Here is a 26207-nt window from a genome sequence, read left to right as displayed (position 1 = left end):
ACAAAACGATTACACCACTCCACAGGACTTGACCAACCGCTACCGTACCGTTCCTGAACGGCTACCTTGCCAACATCAGCCACACCTATCCCAGGTCACAGAACGTGAAGCACCATAGCAGTTTGCCTTCGAGCGCACTCAAAGGTTTAGTGTAATTGATATGTTGGAAGAACGGTTAGAGCAAGCCCTTAGGCTCGCGATCGATCCACCCGGAGGGCTAAATACTGCGGCGTTGCGCGACCTGATCAGAGATGACGAGAACACTCAGTGGGATATCGCTACCACTGCCGAGTATTTGGGAATCAGCGCACATACGCTGCGCTATTACGAACGTGCAGGGCTGGTGAAAGTAGGACGCGATGCATCCGGCTATCGGCTTTACGATGCTGCGGCTGTACGGCGTTTGGTTTTTATTACCCGTATGCGGGTCTCTGGAATGTCGATTGCCCAACTCCAGCATTACATCTCCTTGGTTGAACAAGGTGCAGAAACAGTACAGGAGCGTCTTGATTTGATGCTGGAGCATCGCGACATCCTTCGACAACGAATAGAGGATCTTCAGTTATCGCTGGCAGCTACCGAATTCAAGATAGCAATGTATCAGAAAGGTTCCCGCCCATAATGAGTGATCAGTACGATATTGATTCCGTCAATAACCAGCGACGTCGTGATCTTGGATTGCAGGTTCTCTCCCGTATCGACGGAGACGCTGGTCAGAGTGTTATCGAATCACTTTCCACGTCAAACCCTGCTTTAGGACACCACATCGCCGCATTTGCTTTCGGGGATATTTACGATAGGCCCGGTCTGGATGCACGCAGTCGCCAGCTAGTAACCATTGGCGTATTGACTGCATTAGGCGGATGCGAACCTCAACTTAAAGTTCATGTTGGAGCGGCACTCAATGTCGGGATTTCCGAAGAGGAAATTCAGGAAGCTATCCTGCACGCCTCAGTGTACTGCGGCTTTCCACGAGCACTGAACGCTACTTTCGCAGCACAGGAAGCAATAGACTCACGGCGGAACTACGACAGGTAAGTTGATAACGCCACTCCGGACACTTCCCGGCAGGGCCGGAAACCTTTGTATCCAGAGTGACGTTCTATTGGAGCGGCTGACGGGAATCGCTTCCAGGCGGAAATACATTCCCTCGCGCGCTCGGGATTTCCGCCTTCCAGCCCGTCAGCCGCTCTCCTCAAGCCTTCTGCCCCACGGTAGGAGGCTTTTTATTTTGGGTTGAATGTGGTGGTTAGGCTCAGTTGGACGGGTCGAGGCGGTATGTTCCTTGCTCCTGCAGGAGCGAAGGAAGTGTATAGCGGGCCAAGCGCACACACCTCAAAACGCTTGAAGGATGTTCAACTCACCACACAGTTGTGCTAACCTAACCACAGAAATTCAACGAGAGAATTTCTCAAAAACATCTACTCGACGAGGAATCGTAGACCCGCATGACCCGCGAAACGCACCCCTACACCACCCCCGCACGCCCCCTCGACCTGAACCTCTACCTCGTCACAGGCGACAACCCCCTCGAAACCGTCCGGGCAGCCAAACACGCCACCTGCATCCAAGTCAGGTCCAAACCCATCAGCGCGCGTGAGCTCTACCAGCTCACCGAAGCTATCGCCGGCATCATCCAGCCGCACCAGACCCTCCTCATCGACGACCGTGTAGACGTCGCCCTCGCGCTGCGTGCCCGCGGCGTGCGCGTTGACGGTGTGCACATCGGTCAAGACGACCTGCCCGTAGCCGACGCCCGCGCCCTCCTCGGCGCCGACGCAATTATCGGCCTGACCACCGGCACCCGGCAGCTCGTCGAAGAATCCAACAAAATCGCGCACCTGATCGACTACATTGGCACCGGGCCGTTCCGCCCCAGCCCCACCAAGCAGTCCAACCGCCCGCCCCTCGGCATTGAGGGGCTCCGCGAACTTGCCGAGCTGTCCACCGTACCGACCGTAGCTATCGGCGACATCACCCCCAAAGACTGCCCCGCCATCCGCACCACCGGGGTCGCCGGAATCGCCATGGTCCGCGCCTTCGTCGACAACCCCGCGCTAAAGGCATAGCCATGACCATCACCATCATTGGCGGCGGAATCATTGGCCTCACCACCGCGTTTGAGCTCACCGAACGCGGCGAGAACGTGCACCTCATCGACGCCGAAACCAGCGATTATGACACCGCCGCCGACGGCACCGCGATCTACCCCGCCGCCAGCCACTACGCTGGCGGCATGCTCGCGCCCATCGCAGAAGTGCAATTCCAGCAGGACGCGCTCTTCCCGCTCATGACCGCCAGCGCCGACGCCTACCCCTCCCTCATGGAGAGGCTCAGCCGCGCCACCGACCTGCCCACCGGCTACGACACCACCGGCACGCTTATTGTCGCCGCCGACCGTGCCGACGCCGAGCACCTGCAACGCACCCGCTCCTACTACCGGGACATGAACCGCCCCGCAGACCCCGTCACCCCCACGCAGGCACGCACCCTCGAACCGCTCCTGGCGCCGCGTATCGCTGGCGCCGTGAGCATCCCCAGCGACCATCAGCTGCACCCGCGGCTCATGAGGCGCGCCCTCAAAGACGCCCTCACCCGCCGCGGCGTCACCTTCAGCACCGAACGGGTCACCGACCCGGACGCAGGCGACATTATCTGCACCGGACTAGGGGCAACACTGCACGGGGACTACCCGCTACGCCCCGTCTACGGGGACATTCTGCGTCTGCGCGCCCCGCGGCCCATCCTCAAGCATGTGGTGCGCGGCTACGTGAACTCCCGCCCCGTCTACCTCATCCCCCGCCCCGACGGGGAGCTGTGCATCGGCGCGACCAGCCGCGAAGACCACCGCACACTACCCGCCATTGACGGCGTACACCAGCTGCTACGTGACGCAATCCGCCTGGTGCCCGCCGTTGAAGAGTGCGAGCTTCTGGAGGCGAACGTCGGCGCCCGCCCCGGAACCCCGGACGACCTGCCTATCTTCGGGCACCGCACTCGCGCCGACGGCACCCGCCAGCTCGTGTCCACGGGCTATTTCCGCCACGGTATTCTGCTTGCCGCGCTCGCCGGCAAGGTCGGCGCGGAGGTCGCCTGCGGGGCTGAGATTCCGCCCATCATGCAGGCGTGCGACCCGGCACGATTCACCCACTAAACACAGTCCCCGCCGGACGCACCCGGCGCCCTCACGAAAGGATTTCGCATGATCATCACCTACAACGGCGAGCCGCTAACCACGAACGCCCCCACCGTATTTGACCTTGTCATGGACCAGTTTGGTACCGAAAATGGCGTGGCTGTGGCGCTCAACCGCAGTATCGTGCCGCGTTCCACGTGGCTGGATGTGCCGCTGAACGAGGGCGATAGGGTGGATGCCCTCACCGCCGTTCAGGGCGGCTAATCCTCCGGCCTGAACCGGCAAATACCCCCGGTAAAAAAGAACAGATATTCTCGGTTTTTGTTCCCTAAACCGGGCGCACCGTAGCGCCCCGCACCAACCAGCAGACCCCGTTATTTAGACGTTCCCACAGAGGAGAACACCATGAGCCTCACACCGCTCACCATCGGCGACCGCACCTTCACATCCCGCCTCATCATGGGTTCCGGAGGCGCAACCAGCATGGATCTGCTCGAGCAGGCGCTCGTCGCCTCCGGCACCGAAATGACGACCGTTGCCATGCGCCGTCACGCCGCAGGTACCCCCATTTTTCCGCTTCTGCAGAAGCTCAATATTGCGCCGCTGCCCAATACCGCAGGGTGCCGCACCGCAGCTGATGCGGTGATGACCGCGATGCTCGCCCGCGAGGCGCTGGGCACTTCCTGGGTGAAGGTCGAGATCATCCACGACGAAGACACCCTGCTGCCGGACACCGTGGAGCTGTTGAACGCTTGCGAGCAGCTGGTCGCTGAGGATTTCACGGTGCTCGCGTACACCTCTGACGATCCGGTGGCTGCCGCTCGCCTGGAGGATGCGGGCGTTGCGGCGGTTATGCCGTTGGGCGCGCCGATTGGTACCGGTCTGGGCATTTTGAACCCGCACAATATTGAGCTGATTGCTTCTCGCGCGCAGGTTCCGGTGGTTCTGGATGCCGGCGTGGGTACCGCCTCCGACGCGGCGCTGGCGATGGAGCTGGGTTGTGATGCGGTGTTGTTGGCGTCGGCGGTGAATCGTGCTGAGGATCCGGTGGCGATGGCTCAGGCGATGAAGTTTGCGGTGCAGGCGGGCGCGTTGGCGCGTGAGGCTGGCCGTATTCCGGTGCGTGAGCACGCGAAGGCGTCGTCGCCGTCGGAGGGTTTCGTCTCGTGGATGTAAACCTCACCCTTACCCCGGTGAATCCGGAGCATGCGCGCCTGGATCGCGAGCGCACGGACCGTCAGCGTCGCCTGCCGGGCTTTGATCAGGATGCGGTGGCGGCTGCCCGCGTGTTGGTGATTGGTGCTGGTGGTTTGGGTTGTCCGGTGGTGCAGGCGTTGGCGGCGGCTGGTGTGGGGTATCTGCATATTGTGGATTCTGATTCGGTGGAGCTGTCGAATATTCAGCGTCAGCCGCTTTTTGGTGTGCCTGATGTGGGTGAGCCGAAGGCGGAGGTTGCGGCGCGCCGTGCCCTAGATTTGTGCCCGTCGTTGACGGTTGAGACAACGATTCGGCATGTGGATGCGTCCTGGATTTTGGATCTTTTCGCCGCGTCGGCACCGGATTGTGTGGTGGATTGTACGGATACGTTTGCGTCGAAGTATCTAATTGCGGATGCTACGCAGGTTGCGGGTTTGCCGCTGGTATGGGGCACAGTTTTGCGTTTTGGCGGGTCGGTGAGTCTTTTTGAGCCGGATGGCGCGCATTTGCGTGATATTTTTCCGACGATTCCGCAGACGGTGGAGTCGTGTGCGCTTGCCGGAGTGTTGGGTGCGACGACGGCTGTGGTTGGTTCGCTGATGGCGACGGAGGTGCTCAAGTTTGTGAGTGGTTTGCCGACGGCGGCGGGCACTCTGCTGACGTATGATGCCTTGTCGGGTACGTGTACGTCGTTTGGAGTGGTGCCGGATCCGGCGCGTGTGGTGCCGGTGGATTTGTCGGCACATGAGGTTCCGCAGGTTCTGCTGGATGTGCGTGAGGTGCCCGAGCGTGAGGAGTCGGTGAAGCATGAGGACTCGTTGCATGTGCCGTTGTCGCAGCTGAGTGACGCTGAGGGGGCGCTGTTGCCGGCAACCGACGTACCCGCGGAGCTGCTGAGCCTGTTTGAGTCGGTGCGTGATCAGCGTGTGGGCGTTTTCTGTGCCTCGGGTGCACGGGCGCAGCGCTTTGTGCAGGCGTACGCGGAGCTGGCGGGCGAGTACGGGGTGCGCCTCACGGCACTGTAGAGATGGTTTCCCCATGTGCAGGGCGTAAAATCGTGTATAACACGGCGGCTCGTCGCGCGGTTTGTTCTGCCTAAAAACTGCCGCTGCCGCCTCCTGTTTTCGCACACTCACTCTAGGAGTTTTATGCTCACCGTCTCTACTGTGCCGCTTGTTTTGTGTACGGCACTTGTTGCGTTGACTTTGTTGATTAGCGGTATTGCTAAGGCGAAGGACCCGCAGAGTACCGTGACCGGCATCCAGAATCTTGGTTTGGAGAAGATTGCGCCGACCCGTGCGGTGTCGCTGATTTTGCCGTGGTTCGAGATCGCCCTAGCCGCCGTTCTGTTGTTGTCGCCGGTGCGTTTGCCTGCGGTGATTGCATCGGGTTTGGCGCTGATTCTGATGCTGTTCTATACGGTGGTGATTGCGCGCGCTCTGGCGACGGGTCGTACTGCGGGTTGTAATTGTTTCGGTTCTGAGTCGAATGCGCCGGTGAGCCGTTATACGCTGGTCCGTAATGTTGCGTTGCTGTTGGCGGCGGCTGGTGCGCATGCGAGCGCGTTGAGGGGCAGCACGGGTGTTGTGTCGACTCTGCTGGGTCTGGGTAATAGCGGCTGGACTTGGGTTTTTGGTGCGGCGCTGATTGCGCTGACGTTGGAGGCTGTTCGCCGCGGTGATGCTCTTGCGCAGCCGGAGCCGCAGGCTGAGGTGATTTTGCCGGAGCCGGTGTATGACGAGAACGGTGAAGAGCAGTATGTTCGCATGCCGATTCCGCATGCGGCGCTGTATCTGGAGAATGGCCGTCACACGAATATGCGTGCGTTGGCTAAGAATCAGGCGCGTATGCTGGTGTTTGTGTCGGCGACCTGCGCTGGTTGTGTGAAGTTTTTGAAGACGATGTCTTCGTGGCAGGAGCGTCTGCCGCAGGTGGCGTTACATCCGGTGTATTCGAGCCTGGATTCGTTGCAGACGTCGCGTAATGCGGGTACGTTGCCGGAGGGCTTGACTCCTCTGATTGACCGTGATGCTGGTGCGCGCGCGAATTTTGGTAATGGTGTGCCGTTGGCTGTGGTTTTGGGCGCTGATGGTCTGATTGCTGGCGGCCCGGTAGCTGGTAAGGAAGAGGTTGAGGCGCTGCTTGCCGATATTGAGGAGCAGTTCGCTGAGGCTGCTCGTCTGGCTGAGGAGGAGCGCCAGGAGCAGCTGCGTAAGGCGCTTGCTGAGGGTACATCGAATACTGGCGGCGATCACCTCTAACCGTTCCTCTGTAGTTTCTCTGTTTTTCGTGCTGTCCCGATAGCCCCCTCCGGCTCTTGCTGCCCTTACCGGCAGGTACCGGGTGGGGCTATGCTAGAACGTAGCGCACACACCGCTTATATGCCGCGGTCACCTTGCCTGGTGGCGGTTGGCGCATCCTCAACCCTGTCTAAGGAGTTTTTATGGCAATGATGAGTTTCAACGCTCCGGCTGAGCGTGAGAAGTCGCTGTGGTTGGTCCGTAAGGAGAGCAACCCGAATCATTCTCAGTGGTACATTGACCGTTTTAAGGCGATGGAGGCTGAGGGTAATGATATGGCGGGTGAGTCTCGTCTGGTGAATGCGTTGGCTTCTCGTGGCGCGAAGATTCTTGATGCGGGTTCGGGTCCTGGTCGTGTGGGTAAGCAGCTGCACGCGTTGGGTCACCGTGTGACGGGTGTGGATATTGATCCTGAGCTGATTGAGGAGGCGCGCCGCGTCTGCCCGGATGCTACGTGGATTACTGCCGATTTGGTGGATTTGCCGGAGGTACTGGGCATTGAGGGTGAGGCTACGGCGGAGAATGGGTTTGAGCTGCTGGTGTGTGCGGGTAATGTGATGGGTTTCTTGGCTCGTTCGACTCGTAAGCCGGTGGTTGAGAATTTCCGTTGCGTGTTGGCGCCGGGCGGCCGCGCTGTCGTGGGTTACGGTTCGGGTCCGGGCCGTGATTATGCGTTTGAGCAGTTTTTGGCGGATGCCCGCGAGGCTGGTTTGAACGTGGATAACACGTATTCGTCGTGGCAGATGCACCCGTTTGTTGAGGGTTCTTCAGAGTTTTTGGTGGCGGTGCTGTCCCGCCCGGCGGAATAGATTCACCTGTACAACGAGCGCGCTAAGCGCATTTAGCTAGGCATACAAATGGCCCGGCGCCTGCCCCGTGTGGGGTGGGTGCCGGGCCTTTGCACATCCTGAAGAAGCGCGTCCATAAGAACTTTAAAGAATGGGCGTTCTAGTGGATCATGTAGATGTTGCGGGCTACTTCTTCGGGCAGGAAGGATGCGGCGAAGAGGATTGCCACGATGATGACGGCAAGCGCGGTCATGAGGCTGGAGCGCCAGCCGGGGTGTAGCTCGTTGAAGGTGATGAGTCCCTTGTGTTCTTTGTCCATGTTGACCACATTGATCTGCTTGTAGATGGTGGTTTGGGCGGAGAGCTTGGAGGAGACTTCTCGCATGGTTTTGCCGTCCCAGACGCGGCCGTCGATGCGCATGAGCTGTTTGCCGTCTTTGTCGACGGCCCACATGGCGGGGAAGCTGCGGTAGCGTAGGCGGCCGGCGACGGTTTTGAGTTTCTGGCCGTAGGCTTTTTTGGGGTAGAGCTTTTCGGCGTAGATGGTGTGGTCGATGTTTTCGAGGGGTACGGCGAACCAGCCGAAGGTGCGTGCGCGGAGCACGTGGGTTTTGGTGATGACGATGATTGTGGGTTTGAGGACTGAGTAGAGGTTGACGCCTGCGATGGTGCCGATGAGCAGCACGAGGATGGTGTACGGCAGGGCGGGTCGCTTGTAGAAGATGAAGGCGAGCGCGGCGAGGAGCACGATGGTGCCGGGGAGTGCCGCTTCGATGCGCCTGCCGTAGGAGCGCATGCGGGGGTGGAATAGTTCGTTGACTTCGCCGTATTTGGCGGGGACTTCGTGAGCGCGTTCTGCCATATACACAACTTTAGTGTGTGCGGTGCGTGAAACCTAGCGGACTACCTGCGTTACTCTGGTTCTATGCGTAATTTTTCTCCCGTGGAGCGGGTTCTGGCAATGTGGATGGTCGGTGTTGTGGTGGCGGTTTCTGTGGCTGCTGCGGCGCTGGTTATGACGAATAAGCTGGTGTATGGTCCGACGGGTCAGGTGCGGGAGTATTTTCATGCGTTGCGTACGGGTAATGGTTCGTATGCGCGTGGCTTGTTGGGTGCGCAGATTCCTGAGGGTGACGCATCTTTGCTTGATGGGGATGCTTTGAGGCGTTCGGTGTCTTCGTTGGGTGAGGTGTCGTATGAGGTGGTGGAGACCAGCGAGGATGGTGAGCATGCGACGGTGCGTGCGTCCTATACGTTGGAGGGTTCGCAGCAGCATACGGATTTTCGTTTGCATCGTTCGGGTACGCATTGGGGCTTTTTTGATAAGTGGGCTATTGATGAGGCGTCTTTGCCGTCGGTGAAGGTGAATATTCAGGGTGTGGAGGCTGCGACGATTAATAACCGTAAGGTTGCGGTGGATAAGGGTGCGGCGTCGTTCCCTGTGTTTTATCCGGGCGTGTATGCGGTGTCGTATGATTCGACGGTGTATACGGCGCAGAAGGTGAATGAGGTGGTGACGGCGCAGGATGCGAATCATGCGGTGCGTATGGAGTTGAAGCCGAGTGATAATGCGTTGTCGTCGGTGAAGGAGCAGGTGCAGGATTATTTGAAGAAGTGTACGCAGCAGAGCACTCTTTATCCTGGTGGGTGCCCTTTTGAGTATGCGTTTTCGGGCCGTGTGGATTCTGAGGTGAAGTGGTCTGTTGAGAAGGTCGCGGATCCGCAGGTGAGTGTGAGCTCGGCGGGTGTGTGGTCGTTGAAGCCGATGTCGGGTACGGCGAAGGTGTCGTTTACTCAGTTGGATTTGTATACGGGTGCGCGTTCGCAGGTGCAGAAGGAGATTCCGTTTACGTTGAAGGCGTCGGTGGAGGCGGATGCGAAGGCGGTCCGTGTCTCCTTCTAGGTTTGCTGACCTGTAAGGGCCGGTGTTATCCGTAGCGACATCAGGGTGTCCGAGCGAAGCGAGGACGGGTTCCCTGTAGGAGCGAAGAGCATACTGGCTCGTAGCTTATATGGGCAAAGAAAGGGTCAGTATTATCGTAGCGACATCAGGGTGTCCGAGCGAAGCGAGGACGGGTGCCCCTGTAGGAGCGAGGATAATACTGACCCTTTATTTAGTGTTTTAGCGATCCCTAGTTGATACCGCGAAGGTCCAGAACGAGTTCGCTTTCGTCTGCCTCATCACCGGTCACGACGACGGGAATACCCCAGTCCTGCTGGTAGAGGTGGCATGCTGCGTGCTCGGGGATGTCACCGTCGGGGGTGCCGTCGCAGGCGGCGGCGCGGGCGGTGATGTGCAGGACTGCCTCGGTGATTTCGGGGTTGAGTACGAGGGTGCGGGTCAGTCCGGTGGAGGTGCCGGCGCCTTCCAGGATGAAGTTCTCGGGGGTGGATGAGATCTTCAGCTGGGTGGGGTCGCCCCAGCGGGTGTCGAGCTTCTGGCCGGTGGGCACGGTGAATCGTGAGGTGAATTCGAGGGTGCCGCCGGTGAGCTTGGTGGAGGGGCGTGCGGTGGTGATGGCGCCTTCGTCGACGTGCTGTGCCTTGGCGGGGATGGAGGCGCGCACGAGCTGGTGCGCGTTGGTTTCGACGATGATGAGGCGCGGTTCTTCGCCGGGTACTTCTTCGACGAGCAGGTCGGAGGGTTCGTCGAGGCCGCGTTCGAGGGTGCCGAGGGTGCCGGTTGCGGGGTCCCAGCGGCGGATGGCACCGTTGTAGGTGTCGGCGACTGCGATGGATCCGTCGGGCAGTTCGGTCAGGCCGAGGGGGTGCTGCATGCGGGCGGTTTCGGAGTCGCCGTCGACGAAGCCGAAGTCGAAGAGACCCTTGCCGACCGCGGAGGTGACCTGTACGCCATTGTCGGTGAAGGTGACGTGGCGCAGGCCGCTGGTTTCGGAGCATGCGACCCAGAGGCTGCCGTCGCGTGCTTCGATAATGCCGGAGGGCTGGGCGAACCAGGCGTCGGCGGCGGGGCCGTCGGCGAGGCCTTCGACGCCGGAGCCTGCGAAGATGCTGACGGTGCCGTTGACGGGTTCGTAGCCGAAGAGCTGGTGGGTGCCTGCCATGGCGATGATGAACTGACCGGCCTCGCGGGAGTAGACCGCATCCCAGGGAGAGGAGAGCGCAATCTCAGTGGCGGGCACGCCGGTGGGAATGTGGTTGGGGTCGCCGGTGACGGCGTTGTCGCCGTCGATGACGCGCTGCACGCCGTTGCCTGCGAGGGTGCGTACTTCGCCGGTGCGCAGGTTGAGGGAGCGCAGGCGGTGGTTGACGGTGTCGGCAACGAGCACGTCGTAGCCGAGCTTCTCGCGCAGGTTTTCGGGTACGAGGGCGAGGCCGGCGGGCTCGTTGAAGCGTGCTTCGGTGCCGGTGCCGTCGACGTGGCCCTTGACGGGGTGGTTCACGGGGTCGTCGCCGCCGCCGTAGGTGTTGATGACGGTGTTGAGGTCGGCTGCTACCTGCAGGATGCGGTGGCGCGCGCTGTCGGCGACGAGGTAGGTGCGCTCGCGGTTGCCGAAGAGGTTTGCGGGGCCGAATTCGGCGGGCAGTTCGATAGCCTTGCCGGGGAAGGCGTAGGTGCCGGCTGCCTTGGGGCGGGGCACGTAGGGGCCGTCGCCGCGGTGTAGGGTGCCCTTTGCTTCGTGTTCTGCGACGAGTTCGCGTACGAGGGAGGTGAGGCCCTGTACGTGGCCTTCGCCGGAGAGGTGGGCGACGATGTAGCCTTCGGGGTCGACGACGACGAGGGTGGGCCATGCGCGGGCGGTGTATGCCTGCCAGGTGGTCAGTTCGGGGTCGTCGAGTACGGGGTGGGTGATGTGGTAGCGGTCGACGGCCGCGGCGAGCGCTACGGGGTCGGCTTCATGTTCGAACTTGGGGCTGTGCACGCCGACGGTGACGAGTACGTCGGAGAATTCTTCTTCGAGGGGGCGTAGTTCGTCGAGGACGTGCAGGCAGTTGATGCAGCAGAGGGTCCAGAAGTCGAGAATAACGATTTTGCCGCGGAGGTCCTGCAGGGTGAGGTTTTTGTCGCCGGTGTTGAGCCAGGCTCGGCCTTCGAGTTCGCTGGCGCGCACGCGTACGTTGCGGGTGGTGTTCTCGCTCATGGTTTCTCTCCTGTTGGGTGCGCCGTGTGTGGGCGCGTTGGTTTGCTGTCCCCATTATGCCAGCGTGGTGGGGGTGGTTCGCTGGGAGTTGAGCTTTGTGACTTGGGGTCTTAACGCCCTGTCATATTAAGTCATATTCCGAGTGGTTCGTGGGTATACAAAGCGCCCCGCACGCATCACCTATAGATGCGCGCGGGGCGTCAAGGTATTCAGGCAGTCTCAGCTAATTAGCTCAGTTAAAATGTGCGCTGGATACGCTGGAGTTCCTAGACTCCTAATCCGCGTCAGAAGCCCTTTCGGGGTCCCAGCTATGAGCCCTTTTCGTCGGTTTTACCGGCTCCTTCGGAGTTATGTTGAGCGCCTCAACAGGGGCGGGGGTTTGCGGGACTTCCAGGGACGCGTAGGATTCCTCGTTAACCTCATTCTTAAAGTCAATAATCTGGGCCATACCGTCTGACTCGACATTAATCAGACGCCCGCCAGCCATAATTGCATGCCACGAGCCATCAGCTTCTACGGTAATGATTGACCCATCAGGAGTGACGCGGCCCCAGCTACCGTCCTTCTTGATAATGATGTCATCGCCGTTGTTCGCCTCAACAATAGCGATTTCATCGCCGAGGGATGAGGTATACACGGTGCCGTCAGCATTCGTAGATTTCTTTGAGGCGGGGCTCTTCTTAGCCTCTTCAATGGTTTCTTTAAAGGATTTCTGGTTGCCAGCACCTGAGTTGGAATCTGTGGGCTTAGATTCTTCGTCCTCAGCGACCTGCTTTTCATCCGAAGCATCCTGCGTTGAGTCTGCGCCGGCTGTCTCTTCCTCAGCCTTAACCGGTGCTTCGTTTGAGGCCATCTGCGATTCGGGGGATACGCTTGCTGTCGCTGAGCTGGAGGAAGAGACACGCGGGCTGGAGGAAACGCTAGCAGTAGCACTGGGGGATGCGCTCTGGTTGATGGTGATGGTGGTCTGCGTAGTCTCACCGCAGGCTACCAGGCCGAGCGTAGCCGCAAGGCCTAGGGACAAGATAGCAATGGATTTCTTCACTAATTTTCCTTTTTCTGACACGCGATGTGTGTCTCTGCACCGCATGGAGCGTGCATTGAGTGAGCGCTAGATTCTGTGCGCTTCCCTATCCTAGCAATGGTCGTCTAGTCCCTCCTAGTTTTGTAAAATTGCAGTGCCGCGGTTAGTGCGCAGAAGCGCCCCGCACGCATCACATTCGGATGCGCACGGGGCGATGGTGTCCCTGTTGTGGTGGGCTGTTCGGCCCGGGGGCAGGAGCTAGTTTTTACTTAGCGCCTGCAACCTCGGAGAGGTCACCAATCTTGGTTGCTTTGACGGGTTCGACCGGGATGCCGTTGAAGCCATCAATTCGACTGGGAGCCTTGGGTGCCTGAATGGTAGAGACGTCAGTTGCGGTCTGAATGGTCTTGGTGTTCAGCTGGGACGCGGTGCCGTCTGCTTTAACGACGGTGTAGAGGTTGGTGCTAGTGTCACCCATGGTCCAGCCGCCGTCCTTGAAGACGATAATGTTCTTGCCGTTACCGATTTGGTTCCAGGTGCCGTCCTTCTGAATACCGATGATGGATCCGTCCTTTGCAACGACGTAGGCGATTTCCTCGTTGTAGTAGACTTCGCCATCATTATTCTTGGTGCTCTTGACACCGGGGAGGCTCTTGAAGTTTTCAACTATATCCATCATGAGGTTGTTGTTGGTGGCACCACTGATAGCATTTGCGCCACCTGCAGGGTCGCTGGGCAGACTGCTGGGGGTACTGATGGTGCCCGGGGTGGTCTTGGTCTCTGCCTTGGCGGTTTCGGCGGCTGCGGAGGTGGTGCTCTTGCTGGTTGCTGCTGCGGAGGTGCTTGCGGGTGCTGAGGCAGTTGCGGAAGCGGACGCGCTTGCCGATGCGGAGGGGCTGGAGGTGGATCCGCCGGTGTTGCCGCCGCAAGCTGCGAGGCCGAGAGCACCGGCAATGGTCAGGGACAGAACAGCAATAGATTTCTTCACTGATTTTCTCTTTTCTGTATGCGCCGCTCTGCAACGGCGCAGTGCGTAGTGTGGTTGGTAATGCCCAGCATCGGGCATGCCCACATCCTAGCACCGTGACCTGAAAGCTCCCTGAGATGTTGCGGTGCTTCCCCTCCCCCGCTTTTCATGGGTCTTCTCAGCTTGGATTGAAGACGTAAAACGCCCCGCACGCATCACAATCGGATGCGCACGGGGCGCTGGTATCCCTGTTCTGTCGGGCTATTCGGCCCGGAGGCAGGAGCTCGTTTTTACTAGAGGCCTGTAATCTCAGAGAAGTCAGCAACCTTGGTGGGCTTGACCGGGGTCTTAGCGGTGCCGCGGAAGCCGTTGATGGGACCAGGTGCCTTCGGGATATCGATGGTGGAGACGTCGGTTGCCTGCTCTAAGGTCTTAGTGTTCATCACGGCAGCGGCGCCGTCTGCCCTAACGGCGGTGTAGAGGTTGTCCTCAGGGTTGACCTTGATCCAGGAGCCGTCCTCATCCACGACGATGGTTCCACCGTTGGAGTCAAAGCTACTCCACGCACCGGTATTTTTGATGATGACAATAGCGCCACCCTTGGATTCGAAGACTGCGACTTCATCGTTGTAGTAGACGGTGCCGTCGCTGGTCTGCACCTTCTTCACACCGGCCTCGTTCTTGAGCTGGTCCAGGCCTTTCTTGCTGGCGGTGTAGCCTGCGGAGGTTGCCTGCTGGTTGGATTCCTCGCTCTTCTTAAGTGCTTCGGTTGCTTCGGTGGGCAGGTTGCTGGGGGCGCTGATAGTGCCCTGGGAGGTCTTGGTATCTGCCATGGTGGTTTCAGCGGCTACGGAGGTGCTTGCGGGTGCTGAGGCAGTTGCAGAAGCGGACGCGCTTGCCGATGCGGAGGGGCTGGAGGTGGATCCGCCGGAGTTGCCGCCGCAGGCTGCGAGGCCGAAAGTTGCGGCGAGGCTCAGGGACAGAACAACAATAGACTTCTTCACTGTGTTCTCTTTTCTGCATGCGCCGCTCTGCGACGGCGCAGTGCATGGTGTGGTTGACCTGTACTCCAGTGTGCCCGAAGTACACCTTCATGCTATCACCGCGACCTGAAAGCCCCCTGAGATGGTTTGCAGCTTCTCCTCCCCCTCCCGCTACTTTCGCGGGTCTTCTCTGCGTAGCTTGACAACGCAAAACGCCCCGCACGCATCACATTCAGATGCGCACGGGGCGTCTTCTAGGGTCAGGGGCTGTTACGCTCTGGTAGCGTCACAAGCCGCTGTCAGCTTGTTACAGCTTACTTGGGCTGTGCGGGCTTGACGGGGTCAACCTTAGCCTTTGCAGGCTTGGTGGGAACCTTCGGAGCCTGCAGGTCGGACTTCTCGCCACCCATGATGGAGGTTACCTCGCCGGATGCGTCCACGGTTGCCTGAACGCCACCGTTGGTCTGGATGCTCCAGGAGCCGTCAGCCTGGACGGAAACCTGGCCCTCTGCGTCCTGGCGGCTCCAGGAGCCGTCAGCCTGCACAGCAATCTGGGTGTTGGTGGCGTCGTCCTGAACGGTCCAGCTGCCGTCCTCGGAAACCTCGGAGCCGCTCACGGAGGTGTTGCCCTTAGAGTCCTTGGACTCAGCCTTGGTGTTGCCCTTTTCGTCGGACTCTACCTTGGAGGAGTTGCCCTCGGAGTCCTTAGCGTCTACGGATGCCTTGCCGTCTGCGCCAACCTTCACATCTGCGGAGTTGCCTTCGCCGTCGTTAGCCTTGACGGTGACGTTGCCGTCCTTGTCAACCTTCACGTCTGCAGTAGCGGAAGCAGAAGCTGCCGAGGTGGTTGCAGCTGCAGAGGATGCCTTAGCCGATGCACTTGCGGAAGCAGTTGCAGAAGCGGATGCGGATGCAGTCGCGGTGGTGGTGGAAGAGGACTGGGAGCCGCATGCGCTCAGGCCCAGTGCGCCTGCGAAAGCGATGGACAGAACCGCGGTGGTCTTCTTCATTGCGGGGGCGATAGCCATTGTTTCTCCTTGTGGTTGTTAGTATGGTGCGGCTAGTTGGCGACGTATTCGCGTCGTGCGCAGGATCCTTGTGGGATTCCATAACGATTATCGGTGTAACCAACCGCGTTAATTCTATCGAGTTTGGGTGTGATTATCCGGGCGTGGGAACGTTCTTCCGCATTCTAGCGAGTGGGATAGCCCACGTTTTCGCCCGGAGTATCAATCTGTTGCTTAGCGGCGCGGGGTCACGGGCTTGACGGGGTCCACGGTAGCGCCGGCAGGCTTGAGGGGCACGGAGGGTACTTCGATTGAGCCCTTGCCGCCGGTCTGTTCCCAGGAGCCGTTAGCTTCTACCTCGATGACACCGTTCTCGCCGGTCTGTTCCCAGGAGCCGTCAGCATCGACCTCAACGACGCCGTTACCGACGCGCTCCCAGGAACCGTCAGCCCGGACCTGAATGATGTCGCCGTTGGGTGCGTGGTAGGACCAGCCGCCGTCGGCCTTGATTTCGATGAGGGTGTAGCCGTTGGCTGCGCTGACGGTTCCGCTGTCGACGGTCACAGAACCGCTACCGGCACCGTTGGATCCGCTCTTGGCGGTGGTTTCACCAGCCTTTTCATCGACCTTTGCGGAGGAACCGGAGTTGTTCGATGCAGAGCCGCCGTTGACGGTTGCGTTGCCGCTAGCGTCTGCAGTCACGCCGGTACCATTGGCGCCGTTGACGGTCACATTACCGTTAGCGTCTGCGGTGACCCCGGTGCCATCAGCACCGCTGACGGTTACGCCACCTTCGGTGACGGTTACGGTACCCTGCGAGCTGCTTGCAGTAGCGCTCGGGGAGGCTGCGTCGCTTGCCTTGACGGTGACCTTGCCGTTGCCCGCGTTGACTGCCGCGTCGGCGGTGGAGGATGCCTTGGCGGTTGCGGTTGCGGTGGGTGCCGGGGCGGAAGCGGAGGTGTTCTGCGCACCGCAGGCGCTCAGGCCGAGTGCTGCGATTGCTGCCAGTGACAGTGCTGCCGCGCCAGTGCGAAAGCGACGGTTGGTGGTCTGTGCGGAAGTGTTCTGGGCGGGGCGTGCCATGAGGTGGTTCTCCTTGTGCGTCCCGGAGGGTCAATCGTCCGGGGTTTGTATGGTTGATTTTCCGGTTGGATGGGGCCGTTGTGTATGGTGTGTGGCTTTTCCTTCGCCGGTGACTCCAGCTTAGGGTGTGAGTCTAAGATTGAGCTTTAGTTTGCTGTGTTTAAGCTGTGTCCAGACGACAATGTATAAGTATTTTTTCCCAGTGGGGTTTGATAATCCCGGTTTTTCGCTCAGCCTATGCATAGCTTTCTGCTTAAATGTATAAATTTTCTTTATTTTTCCGTAGCCCACCCTAGCTTCTTCTGTGAAAACGGGCCACTTTCTGTGTTTATGGCTCGAGTATAGGGTTAGGGTCTTGAATACCCACTTCTCACCCCTCCACATGTTTCTTTTACTTCCTACCGTTCCCCCTCCCCTGTCTCTAGACACAACAAATTGGCATAACAAAAGACCCCCACCGTAATGGTGGGGGTCTTTAGCAGATTCGAAGTCTCAAGAATTACTTCTTAGCGACTGCTGCCTTCAGCTTGGAGCCTGCGGTCAGCTTCACGCCGTGACCGGCGGGAATCTGAATGGTTTCGCCGGTCTGCGGGTTACGGCCGGTACGAGCTGCACGGTCGGTGCGCTCGATTGCCATCCAACCGGGGATGGTGATCTTCTCGCCCTTGGAGACGGAAGACTCGAAAACCTGGAACACTGCGTCGAGGACTGCGTTTACGGTTGCCTGGCTCTTGCCAGACTTCTCTGCAACCTCTGCAACGAGTTCGGTACGGTTCTTAGCCATTAGGGTGCCCCTTCCAGAGACTTAAGGTTTGAGTCTAAAGCGAGTGACCGTCGGTGACGACGGAAAACCGTTTAGGAACTAAAATACCAGATTTACCAGCTGGACTTGGTGATACCGGGCAGCTCGCCGCGGTGTGCCATCTCGCGGAAGCGCACGCGGGAGATACCGAACTTCTGGAAGGTACCGCGGGGGCGGCCGTCGATCTGGTCGCGGTTACGCACGCGAACGGGGGAAGCGTTGCGGGGCAGCTTCTGCAGTGCCACGCGTGCTGCTTCGCGCTCCTCGGGGGTAGCGTTCTCGTCGATCAGGGTCTTCTTCAGCGCGATACGCTTCTCGTTGTAGCGAGCGACGATGACCTTGCGCTGCTCGTTGCGAGCGATCTTGGACTTCTTAGCCATTCTTAGCGCTCCTCTCGGAAGTCAACGTGCTTGCGGACGACGGGGTCGTACTTCTTCAGCACCATGCGGTCGGGGTTGTTGCGGCGGTTCTTACGGGTCACGTAGGTGTAACCGGTGCCAGCAGTGGACTTGAGCTTGATGATAGGACGGAGGTCCTTAGCCTTGGATGCCATTTACTAGATCTTCTCCCCGCGTGCGATGATTTCTGCAACAACGGCATCGATGCCACGAGCATCGATAACCTTGATGCCCTTAGCGGACACGTTCAGGGTTACCTTACGACGCAGCGAAGGAACCCAGTAGGTCTTCTTCTGAACGTTCGGGTCGAATCGACGCTTGTTGCGGCGATGCGAGTGCGAAATGCTGTGTCCAAAGCCGGGAACAGCTCCGGTCACCTGGCAGACTGCTGCCATGTTTCACTCCTTTATTGATTGACTTTTATGACGGTACGCAGTCGATGTTACTCGTGAGCGTCCCGCCACCAATGTAGAAGCACCGGGTTATTCGCCGGGCTAGAGTGTTTGAGATCGTCACGTGGGTGAGAGGCCACGCATCGATCCCCGCCGCGGGAAAAACGGTGAAGCTTATTAGTGTCGAGAGGCGTTTCCACCACTACGAACAGCGTTAAATTCTAGGTAAATACGGGGGTTCGTGCAAGCCTGCACGCCGGATTTTGCCTTAAAAATCCGCGGAATCTCGGTGTTCTGAGCCGATTGCACCTCGTTTAAGTGAAGCACTCGATTCGCGGATGCACGCCTACCTTCGAGCGGCAAACATACCTATCCATTCTACCAAAAATGGGTGTTTTTGCAAGTCCAGATGTTTTTAAGGAATTCTTTAACGCCCCTAGTCAGGCGTTAATGCGCCTTTTTAAGAACGGATGTTCTCTATGTGACCGGGGATAAATTACACCGGTGAAATTCATGTTGTGAGATTAACAGCTTAAGCCGGATTTAAGCCTTAAACAGCCCCGCGCCACCGATTCTTGCGGTGTGCGCAGGGCTGTTAAACGGGCTTAAACACGCGTTTAAAGAGCTTTTAACTCTCGTTTTAACGTTTCCGCCCCGGTTTTAAAGGGCGGTTTAAGGGTTTGCAACGGTACGGGTAGCGGCGGATTTACCGTTCCAGTTACGGCGTAGATGCGGGCACAAATACGGTACAGAAACAGCACAGGGCACTCCCCCGGCGTACAGTTTTACGCCGTAACGTGCGCCCCCTCAACATTAGTTCTTAAGGGCGTTAGTTCTTAAGGCTTGCCGCGGGGACCCACTCCGGGTACTTGGGGCTCACGCCGTCGCCGGAGCTCGTACCCTTCAGGCGGCGGCCAATCCACGGCAGGGCAAACTCGCGAACCCAGCGTGCCTCCTGCTCGATCTTCTCGCGAGCAGTCAGCTGCACCTCCGGGGGCAGTACCGATTCGGTGACCACACCGGGCAGGCCGAGCTGCGCCAGCACTCGGGATGCGAAGCGTTCGTGGCCGAGGTCGTTCATGTGCAGGCGATCGTCAGCCCACAGACGCCAGTCGAGGAAGTCGTTCCAGCGCCAGTAGTCGATAATGTGCACGCCGTGGTCTTCGGCGATACCGCGCAGTAGCTCGTTGTAGGTGGCGGTACGGCCGCGGGTACGGGCGAAGGGGCCCTGCCCTTGTACATCCAGGCCGGTTACGGTAAGCACTTCGATTCCTTCGCCGCGCAGGGTGGCGAAGGCTTCGTCTACGTGGGTCATGAGCTGGTCAATATCCACGTTGGGTCGCATGATGTCGTTGCCGCCGCCGTAGAAGGTGACGAGGTTGGGCTTCAGCTCCAGGGCTGCCGGCAGCTGCTCTTCGAGGATGGGAATGAGCAGGCGGCCGCGGATGGCGAGGTTTGCGTACTGCACCTGCGGGTCTACTGCACCGAGGCCTTCGGCAACGCGGTCTGCCCAGCCGCGCAAGCTGTTGGGGCGGCGGCGGTCAACGTCGCCCACGCCTTCGGTGAAGGAGTCACCGATTGCCACGTAGCGTACTGATTCACCGTTGAGCTTGCCGTTGGAGTCTAGGAGCGGGGTCGTCATTATGTTCTTCTTTCCGGGCCTCTATAGAGAATGACCCTTCTGTGGAAGAGGCCGGCACACCTGCGCGGTGTACCGGCTTCTTCGCTTAGCTTTCGGTGCGTCCTGCTTTCCAGTATCCCACTGTTGAGGGTTCTTCTTCAGATATGAGCGGAGGTTTCTTAGGATGCGACAGCTGACCCGGTAGCTGCGGATGCCCTCCGCGGATGGGGAACAACCACCACGCTACCGTCGTTAAACGGGTCCGCAACCTCGGCCTTCAGGCTAAAGATGGTGTGCAGGTTCTCACGGGTGAGCACTTCGTGTGCTTCGCCTTGGGCGACGATGGAGCCGTCCTTCATAGCGACGAGGTAATCAGCGACTCGAGCGGCGAGGTTCAGTTCGTGCAGCACCATGATCATGGTGGTGCCGCGCTGTTCGTTGAGGTCCGAGAGTAGGTCGAGTAGCTCCACCTGATGTGCCAGGTCGAGGTAGGTGGTCGGCTCGTCCAGCAGTAGAATGTCAGTTTCTTGGGCGAGCGCCATGGCAATCCAGACACGCTGACGTTGGCCGCCGGAGAGTTCGGTGACCTGTCGTTCGGCGAGGGACATAGTGTCGGTGGCTTCTAGCGCCCAGGCGACCGCCTCATCATCTTCGGCGCTATTGCGTTTGAAGAGGCCTTGGTAGGGGTAGCGGCCGCGGGAGACCAGGTCTGCTACGGTAATTCCTTCGGGGGCGATGGGATGCTGGGGCATCAGCCCGACCATGCGGGCGAAGCCTTTCATGGAGTATTCGTGGGTGGGTTTGCCGTCGAGGGTGAAGTCGCCGTTGAGCGGCTTGAGTAGTCGGGAGACACCGCGTAGCAGGGTGGATTTACCGCAGCCGTTGGGGCCGATGATGGCGGTGATTTTGCCCTTGGGGAATTCGAGGAAGAGGTCTTTGACGATGGTGGTTTCGCCGTAGCCGAGGCTGACGTTCTCAACTTTGAGGGTGCGTTCGGTGATTTCTTTCATGGCGTCCTTTCTTCTCTAAGGCTTTTCCCAGAAGCCTCCTAACTTAGCCTATCCTAATTTCGGGTCAGAAAATAGCGAATCCCCCGCACTGTTCATACTTCTGTAGAACAGCATGGGGGATCCGTCATATTGGCGAACTTTAGAAGTTCACTTTTCCACTCACGAGCCAGCCGCCTTCCGCTGCACGCTGGAAGACTTCCTGAGCCATGGTGCGGCTGTAGGTCTTGGAGACATGGTTGTCGTCGATGTAGACGTAGATGTTTCCAACCACGGGGCTGCACATGCCGTCCGGGCAGTACACGTCCTTCAGGTCCACCATGACGGCACCCTGGTTGCGGTACTTGTCGAAGATTTCCTTTGCAGGGTTTTCGGCGGCGTACTTGTCGCTTGCGGGTCGTGCGCAGGAGCTCTTGTCGGCACCGGCCTTCTGAGCGCATTCGTAGATGTTGTACTCGAAGCGCGGGTTATCGCGCAGGCCGATGACCTGGACTCCTGCCTCGGTGAGGCGGCGGACCGTCTCGTCGAGGCTCGGGTCGACTCGTTCGTCGTTCGATCGTGCCTGGGCAACAGTGGCGATGAGCACCACGGTCTGCGGCTTACGCTTGAGAATTTCCTCGGTCATCTTGGTGTTGAATTCCGAGCATTCGTTGCTGGCGTTGACGGCGCGGACCGGGTACTGGCAGCCACCGAGCAGGTAGGTCTGCAGGTTGGTTTTGGTCTGTTCTGCGATGGGCTTGAAGATGCTCAGCGCCTGTTCGGCGTGGGAGTTACCGATGACCATGGTCAGCGGTGCGTCCTCGGGGCCGTACTTCTGCAGGCTGCAGTACTTGGCGAGTGCCGGGTCGGAGGGCGCGAAGCCGCCAACGCAGGGGTCGCTCAGTCCGTCGAACTGGGTTTTGACGTCACCGCCGGAGGGGATGGGGTTGTCAATGAGTCCCTGCTGGGCGCCGCCGATAGCGCGGGCGCCGGGGTAGTTTTCGCTGGCGGTCTGTACCTGCAGTTCGGCGTTCTGCTCGGACTGGGTGTTGCGGTAGCCTACCCATGCCTGTGCGGCTACCAGGGGTACGCCTGCGACCAGGAAGATCGCGAGGATGAAGGCGAGCTGGTCTGCCCAGGTCTTGACCGAGAAGATGGTCTTGAAGCGCATCTTCATCATGAGCCAGGGTACGAAGGGGTCCTTGCGGTAGCGCAGCGGCTTCTCGACGAAGCGGATGAGCAACCATGCCAGGCCGATGGAGGCAAGGATGATGACAGCGCCTTCGATGAAGTTCACGCGGGAGGTACCGACGGCGCTGCTGTAGAGAATGAGGATGGGCCAGTGCACCAGGTACAGGGCGTAGGAGATGTTGCCAAGGCTCTGCAGGGGTGCGGAGACCAGCAGTCGATCGATGCCCCAGCGGCTGTTGGTGCGGCCTGCCATGATGACGAGCGCACCGGAGATCACGGGCCAGAGCGCCAGGTAGCCGGGGAATGCTCGTTCAACGGGCAGGATTGCACCACAGGTGACCAGACCAATAATGCCGACCCAGCCCATAACTACTCGAGCCTTCTCGGGTGCCTTCCACTTGAGGGTGAGCATTGCCAGCAGGGTACCGATGGCGAATTCCCACAGGCGGGTGCGGGTGTCGAAGTAGGCGAATCCCTGGTTGGTGTCGGTTTCGACGATGGAGAAGGTCAGGGATGCGACGAACACCGTGTTGAAGATGAATACCGCGGTGGTGAAGAGGTTTCCACGGAATCGGTGCACGACGTAGGCTACTGCGGCGAAGAGCAGGGGCCAGATGATGAAGATCTGTCCCTGGATGGAGAGCGACCAGAAGTGCTGGAAGGGTGACTTCACGGAGGCGTTTTGGGCGTAGTAGTCTACGGAGCTGAACGCGAGGTTCCAGTTCTGGAAGTAGAACAGGGAGCTCCTTGCGTCGGTTACGGTTTGCGACCAGCGACTGGGCGCGAGCACGAAGAAGGACGCAATGGTGGTACCCGCGATAACCACGGTGGCTACGGGTAGCAGTCGCTGGAAGACGTGCATCCAGTAGCTGAAGAGATTGAGGGGTTTGCCTTCGTTGATCTTGCGCATGAAGGAGAGCGAGAGCAGGAAGGCGGAGATGAAGAGGAAGACGTCCACGCCGCCGGAGACTTTGCCGACCCAGACATGGTAAAGCACCACGAGGAGCACGGCGAAGGCGCGCAGGCCCTGGATTTCGGGGCGGAATCCTCGCGATTCGATGAATTCTTCGAGGGGGTAGTCGTTGGTTTCGCGTGCTTTGACGGTGCGCAGCGCCGCGGTACGGGTGCCCTGCGAGGCGGGGGCCTGCGGGGTTCCGGAGGTTTCAGACATACTTGGTTCCTCAGGGCGGGTGGACGATGTGCTAGTGCGAGTCCCTTAGACACTACAGGACACTCGTACAATAAAATCCTGATCCGCACCTCTGCTATGAGGCTGGTGCGAACCAGGATTTTTCTGAGCCCCCTACCGGATTCGAACCGGTGACCCTCTGTTTACAAGACAGATGCTCTGGCCAACTGAGCTAAGGAGGCAACCTGTCCAGTGTACCTTATTCTCTTGGTTGAGTCTGCTTAGTTGTTCTTTTAGGGTTTGGTTGAGAATACTTCTAAATTATGGGGTGCTGATACGTTCGTTTCCTTCGTTTTACCCCTTAAGAGCACCGCCTCTGTACGCTGCTCACCCACCCCTCGTACTCATCACCGTGCATGGAAAAACCCGGTAGCCTCGCGTGGAGGTTACCGGGTTTTTGTATCGAAGCGGTTACTTCTTCTTAGCTTCGATCTTTTCCTTCAGGAAGGTGCTGAAGTCGTTGCTGGTGTACTGGTCGCCATCAACGAAGACGGTGGGGGTACCCTTAATACCGTTCTTTGCGGATTCAGCGTTGACCACGTCCACGAAGGGGCGCCACTTGCCATCGTTCATATCGGAGCCGATGGAAGCGTGGTACTTCGAAGCGATGTCGGCGATCTGCTGGTTGTTCATGTCGCCGCGGCCCTGGTGAGTAAAGATCTCACGCTGGTAGTTCAGGAAGTCGCTGGTGCTGACCTGGTTTGCCACGGAATATGCTGCTGCCGCGTTACGTGCGGAGTAAGCGGTGGGCGAGGAGCGGTCTAGGAAGGTCAGGTTGCGGATTTCCAGGGTGATGGTGCCGTCCTCGACGAGCTTCTGGATTTCTTCACCGTACTTCTTCTCGAACTCTGCACAGTGCACGCAGTTGTAGTCCTGGAAGATGGTCACGCGAACGGGCTGGCCGTTCTTGGATGCCTCTTCAGCGGTCTGCACGCCCGGGGGCAGGGTGTTGACTGCTGCTGCGGTTCCGTTGACCATGGGGGTCACGGAGGAGGTCGAGGTTGTGAGCTGCTTGAAGTCGCGGTTCTCCTGGGTGGAGGAGTTCTGGACGATGCCGTCCTTGGTCAGCACAATGCCACCGTATTCGTTGGCGCTGGAGGGCACCGGGCCGCTTTCTGCTACCTTGGTGTTCTTGTTGCCGTTGACTACGACGAAGCCGATGATACCTACGATGATGAGGACCACGGCGAGTACGCCGAACTGGAGCCAGCGGCGGCTTGCCTGGCTGGGGCTCTTCTTGGCCTGCTGGGCCGCAATCTGGCGGGCTTTTTCGCGGGCGTCGGTCGACATGCCTGCTCCTTTGGTTGGGAATATGGGTGGCGGTTCGTCCACTTCTTCTAGCCTACTCCTTATGGAGTACGCACCCATCAGGGCAGAGGTTCAGAGTGCCAGTGCTCGTCTGAGCTCGGCGCCTTCTGATCTCTGCCGGGCGTTCTAAAGCTCAGCTTCCTGCTACGTATAGCAGCTGAAAGGTATGTCGAGCAGTTCCTATCATGTGGATAGGTTCTGTCTTTTCTCTAGTGTGGATGTACCGCGCTACCCGTCTAGCCTACCGAATGGGTGCCTTATCGGCTAGTTAATACTCTGACTGAGATACTGTGATGTCTATTCTCACGCTCTCAGCTTATTTTCCTCGTAAACTTTCGTAGCTCTGGGAGGTTCCTCCCCTGCCACAAGTAGCGCACAAGTATAGCGCCGAGGCACCCATCCGGTTCAGCTCATTACCGCTAGGGGATGTTGTAGACTTCCACTCCCCCAATGAAGGGGCGGGTGTTGTAGTTACCATTCCACTTCACGCTCAGACCGTGCTTCTCCAGCATGGGAATAACCGTCTCTCGCAGCAACTGTGCGGAGAGCTTCTCGTGAAGGGCCCTAATCTCTTCCTTCTGCGCGTCGCTCAGGGTATTCCATTTTTCTTCGTCCCTGGGGTAGGCGAGGAAGGAACCGAAACCGATGTAGGTTCCGCCGCTCTCAGCGAGGCTTTCAGTGTCCTGCTCATGGAAGTAGATGTATCCCTTCCATTCACGGCTATCGTCGATCTCATCCCAGATCTCTGCGGAGGCGCAGGTACCGCAGCAGGTGAAGTTCTGTCGTGCAATGACGCCTTCTTCTTCCAGGGCTGCGAAGGCACGATTGAGGTTGGAGTTCTTCTGCATTTCCGGGGTAATGCCCAGCTCAGCAGCAAAGGCACGACGACGCTTGATGAGCTCCTCCACGTAGTCCTCTACGCGCTTTTCCCAGAGCTTGCTGTCTTCGTTCTCCCCATCGTATTCCAGACCAAGTACGTCCATCACATAATCGGTGATGGTTTCTACGTACTGCTCAGTATCAGATTCACCCAAGAACAGCAGGGGCCAGATGGGCCAGAGCAGCTCAGCTTCGTCTTCTTCGTCCAGTCCCCATTCTTTGGGGAAGGGCGGGTCGAGGCGTTCTTCGCTCCAGCGTTCGTAGATGCTCTTCTCATCAGCCATGATGATGCTCCTTTACTTGCTCTCTCTCTACTCGTTGAAGTAGAGATGTGGACTGCTCTTGTTGTTAAGGTATCAAGAGTTTATCTGCCGTGCCCTCTATTTCGTCATTCAGGCGGATCAGTGAACTACCATCTCGTTGCCTCTGTATCAGGTTGGCACGCTGTCTGGCGAGGCTGCATCCCCTGTTCCCCTGCCTCTCTGCTGCGTCGCTGAATCTCTGGATCTATGAGTCTCTGCACCTTTGCTGAGTTAGGTGTCTTTCGTTCTAGGAGTTTTTATTCTAAGAGTTTTTCGGTACACAAAAAGAGGGGAAGACCTTATAGGTCTTCCCCTCTTGAATAAAAAACCCGCGGTGACCTACTCTCCCACACCCACAAAAGTGCAGTACCATCGGCGCGAAGAGTCTTAGCTTCTGGGTTCGGAATGGAACCAGGCGTTTCCCTCTTGCTATAACCACGGAAAATCTAGCGAATAACTTCGTTATTCAAAATTTCCGAATAAAAAGCCTCAACCTCCCGAAGGAAGCCCAGGGTTATTATCCAAAAACCATACAGTGAACGCAAACACAC

At 58.8% G+C, this 26207-nt stretch carries 26 protein-coding genes, 1 tRNA gene and 1 rRNA gene; 10 read left to right on the top strand and 18 right to left on the bottom strand.

From position 1 onward, the window contains the following. Positions 1–160 precede the first annotated feature (160 nt). The 9 genes from HMPREF2999_RS07020 to HMPREF2999_RS06980 all read left to right on the top strand — a co-directional run bounded on the left by HMPREF2999_RS07020 (position 161) and on the right by HMPREF2999_RS06980 (position 7442). Positions 161–622, top strand: coding sequence for a MerR family transcriptional regulator (locus HMPREF2999_RS07020; RefSeq protein WP_049359604.1), 462 nt, complete (start codon positions 161–163; stop codon positions 620–622). Continuing rightward, a complete protein-coding gene (locus tag HMPREF2999_RS07015; RefSeq protein WP_070676063.1) occupies positions 622–1038 on the top strand; it encodes a carboxymuconolactone decarboxylase family protein in 417 nt (138 codons plus the stop codon). The genes HMPREF2999_RS07020 and HMPREF2999_RS07015 overlap by 1 nt, the downstream gene beginning before the upstream one ends. Before the next feature lie 410 nt (positions 1039–1448). Next, positions 1449–2069 (top strand): thiamine phosphate synthase, encoded by a 621-nt coding sequence (locus HMPREF2999_RS07010; protein ID WP_070676062.1) that lies wholly within the window; start codon positions 1449–1451, stop codon positions 2067–2069. Positions 2070–2071: 2 nt separating this feature from the next. After that, positions 2072–3154, top strand: a complete 1083-nt coding sequence (gene thiO, locus HMPREF2999_RS07005) for a glycine oxidase ThiO (RefSeq protein WP_070676061.1) — start codon at positions 2072–2074, stop codon at positions 3152–3154. A 48-nt stretch (positions 3155–3202) separates the two neighbouring features. Continuing rightward, a complete protein-coding gene (gene thiS, locus HMPREF2999_RS07000) occupies positions 3203–3400 on the top strand; it encodes a sulfur carrier protein ThiS (protein ID WP_049350535.1) in 198 nt (65 codons plus the stop codon). Between the two features lie 141 nt (positions 3401–3541). Then, positions 3542–4312, top strand: a complete 771-nt coding sequence (locus HMPREF2999_RS06995; RefSeq protein ID WP_070676060.1) for a thiazole synthase — start codon at positions 3542–3544, stop codon at positions 4310–4312. Continuing rightward, the gene (locus tag HMPREF2999_RS06990; protein ID WP_070676059.1) at positions 4303–5358 is read left to right on the top strand and encodes a HesA/MoeB/ThiF family protein; all 1056 of its coding nucleotides are present in this window, start codon (positions 4303–4305) and stop codon (positions 5356–5358) included. Before HMPREF2999_RS06995 ends, HMPREF2999_RS06990 begins: the two co-directional genes overlap by 10 nt. 123 nt (positions 5359–5481) lie before the next feature. Beyond that, positions 5482–6594, top strand: coding sequence for a MauE/DoxX family redox-associated membrane protein (locus HMPREF2999_RS06985; RefSeq protein WP_070676058.1), 1113 nt, complete (start codon positions 5482–5484; stop codon positions 6592–6594). Positions 6595–6776: 182 nt separating this feature from the next. Further along, positions 6777–7442, top strand: a complete 666-nt coding sequence (locus HMPREF2999_RS06980) for a class I SAM-dependent methyltransferase (protein WP_070676057.1) — start codon at positions 6777–6779, stop codon at positions 7440–7442. Positions 7443–7581: 139 nt separating this feature from the next. Here HMPREF2999_RS06980 and HMPREF2999_RS06975 read toward each other — a convergent pair whose 3' ends face one another. Continuing rightward, the gene (locus HMPREF2999_RS06975) at positions 7582–8283 is read right to left on the bottom strand and encodes a hypothetical protein (RefSeq protein ID WP_049354947.1); all 702 of its coding nucleotides are present in this window, start codon (positions 8281–8283) and stop codon (positions 7582–7584) included. A gap of 63 nt (positions 8284–8346) precedes the next feature. On the opposite strand from HMPREF2999_RS06975, the gene HMPREF2999_RS06970 reads away from it, so the two are divergent. Beyond that, positions 8347–9324, top strand: coding sequence for a hypothetical protein (locus HMPREF2999_RS06970; RefSeq protein ID WP_070676056.1), 978 nt, complete (start codon positions 8347–8349; stop codon positions 9322–9324). Between the two features lie 229 nt (positions 9325–9553). On the opposite strand, the gene HMPREF2999_RS06965 is transcribed toward HMPREF2999_RS06970, so the two are convergent. The 17 genes from HMPREF2999_RS06965 to rrf all read right to left on the bottom strand — a co-directional run bounded on the left by HMPREF2999_RS06965 (position 9554) and on the right by rrf (position 26099). Then, positions 9554–11524, bottom strand: a complete 1971-nt coding sequence (locus tag HMPREF2999_RS06965) for an NHL domain-containing thioredoxin family protein (RefSeq protein WP_070676055.1) — start codon at positions 11522–11524, stop codon at positions 9554–9556. A 274-nt stretch (positions 11525–11798) separates the two neighbouring features. Then, positions 11799–12569: a hypothetical protein gene (locus HMPREF2999_RS06960; protein ID WP_070676054.1), complete on the bottom strand. Its 771-nt coding sequence runs from the start codon at positions 12567–12569 to the stop codon at positions 11799–11801. 244 nt (positions 12570–12813) lie between these two features. Then, a complete protein-coding gene (locus HMPREF2999_RS06955) occupies positions 12814–13536 on the bottom strand; it encodes a preprotein translocase subunit SecD (RefSeq protein WP_070676053.1) in 723 nt (240 codons plus the stop codon). Positions 13537–13808: 272 nt separating this feature from the next. Then, positions 13809–14519: a preprotein translocase subunit SecD gene (locus HMPREF2999_RS06950; RefSeq protein WP_070676052.1), complete on the bottom strand. Its 711-nt coding sequence runs from the start codon at positions 14517–14519 to the stop codon at positions 13809–13811. Positions 14520–14812: 293 nt separating this feature from the next. Further along, positions 14813–15526 (bottom strand): hypothetical protein, encoded by a 714-nt coding sequence (locus tag HMPREF2999_RS06945; protein WP_070676051.1) that lies wholly within the window; start codon positions 15524–15526, stop codon positions 14813–14815. 213 nt (positions 15527–15739) lie between these two features. Then, entirely contained in the window at positions 15740–16588 is an 849-nt protein-coding gene (locus HMPREF2999_RS06940) for a hypothetical protein (protein WP_070676050.1), read from the bottom strand. 499 nt (positions 16589–17087) lie between these two features. After that, positions 17088–17372, bottom strand: coding sequence for an HU family DNA-binding protein (locus HMPREF2999_RS06930; RefSeq protein ID WP_005509029.1), 285 nt, complete (start codon positions 17370–17372; stop codon positions 17088–17090). A gap of 92 nt (positions 17373–17464) precedes the next feature. Then, entirely contained in the window at positions 17465–17770 is a 306-nt protein-coding gene (gene rpsN, locus HMPREF2999_RS06925) for a 30S ribosomal protein S14 (RefSeq protein ID WP_005506731.1), read from the bottom strand. A 2-nt stretch (positions 17771–17772) separates the two neighbouring features. Then, a complete protein-coding gene (gene rpmG / locus HMPREF2999_RS06920; RefSeq protein WP_004005967.1) occupies positions 17773–17943 on the bottom strand; it encodes a 50S ribosomal protein L33 in 171 nt (56 codons plus the stop codon). A 3-nt stretch (positions 17944–17946) separates the two neighbouring features. Beyond that, entirely contained in the window at positions 17947–18183 is a 237-nt protein-coding gene (gene rpmB / locus HMPREF2999_RS06915) for a 50S ribosomal protein L28 (RefSeq protein WP_004005966.1), read from the bottom strand. 826 nt (positions 18184–19009) lie between these two features. Continuing rightward, entirely contained in the window at positions 19010–19822 is an 813-nt protein-coding gene (locus HMPREF2999_RS06910) for an SGNH/GDSL hydrolase family protein (RefSeq protein ID WP_070676048.1), read from the bottom strand. A 158-nt stretch (positions 19823–19980) separates the two neighbouring features. Continuing rightward, positions 19981–20811, bottom strand: coding sequence for an ABC transporter ATP-binding protein (locus HMPREF2999_RS06905; RefSeq protein WP_070676045.1), 831 nt, complete (start codon positions 20809–20811; stop codon positions 19981–19983). 139 nt (positions 20812–20950) lie between these two features. Further along, positions 20951–23149, bottom strand: coding sequence for an acyltransferase family protein (locus HMPREF2999_RS06900; protein WP_070676042.1), 2199 nt, complete (start codon positions 23147–23149; stop codon positions 20951–20953). A 126-nt stretch (positions 23150–23275) separates the two neighbouring features. Then, positions 23276–23349 (bottom strand) — tRNA-Thr (locus HMPREF2999_RS06895). 229 nt (positions 23350–23578) lie between these two features. Further along, complete coding sequence (locus HMPREF2999_RS06890) at positions 23579–24457, bottom strand: DsbA family protein (RefSeq protein ID WP_070676040.1); 879 nt, start codon at positions 24455–24457, stop codon at positions 23579–23581. Between the two features lie 437 nt (positions 24458–24894). Continuing rightward, positions 24895–25638, bottom strand: coding sequence for a DUF6891 domain-containing protein (locus HMPREF2999_RS06885; protein ID WP_070676039.1), 744 nt, complete (start codon positions 25636–25638; stop codon positions 24895–24897). A gap of 344 nt (positions 25639–25982) precedes the next feature. Further along, positions 25983–26099: ribosomal RNA gene (gene rrf / locus HMPREF2999_RS06880) — 5S ribosomal RNA — on the bottom strand. Positions 26100–26207 lie beyond the last annotated feature (108 nt).

This window comes from Rothia sp. HMSC066H02, assembly GCF_001814995.1.
Taxonomy (GTDB): Bacteria; Actinomycetota; Actinomycetes; order Actinomycetales; family Micrococcaceae; genus Rothia; species Rothia mucilaginosa.
This window is presented reverse-complemented; position numbering and strand designations above follow the sequence as displayed.